The sequence below is a fragment of the Nocardioides sp. P86 genome (assembly GCF_023712465.1).
In the GTDB taxonomy this organism is placed as follows: Bacteria; Actinomycetota; Actinomycetes; order Propionibacteriales; family Nocardioidaceae; genus Nocardioides; species Nocardioides kribbensis.
The window spans coordinates 1-255 of the sequence record NZ_JAMAYE010000062.1; the positions used below are offsets into that span (position 1 = coordinate 1).

The window sequence follows — 255 nt, forward strand, 5'->3', positions numbered from 1 at the left end:
TAAGGCCCCCAGCAGAACACTGGGTTGATAGGCCGGAGGTGTACAGCAGTGATGCCTAGCCGACCGGTACTAATAGGCCGAGGGCTTGTCTTACACTCATTCAACAAGACCTACAAAGAGGTCTAGTGCCCTGTATCTGCAGCGTATGTTCGCGTCCACGAACCAGTCACACAACACGTCACATGCATATGTGAATAATGGCTTGGATCCACACCCGCCCTGTTTTCGTGGTGGTGGTGTGGGTTCGCAAGAGTT

The 255-nt window shown here is 52.9% G+C and carries 1 rRNA gene; it reads left to right on the forward strand.

Annotation, left to right across the window (positions count from 1 at the left end):
* A 23S ribosomal RNA gene (locus M3673_RS18950) occupies positions 1-93 on the forward strand; the annotation flags it as partial.
* Between the last annotated feature and the right edge of the window lie 162 nt (positions 94-255).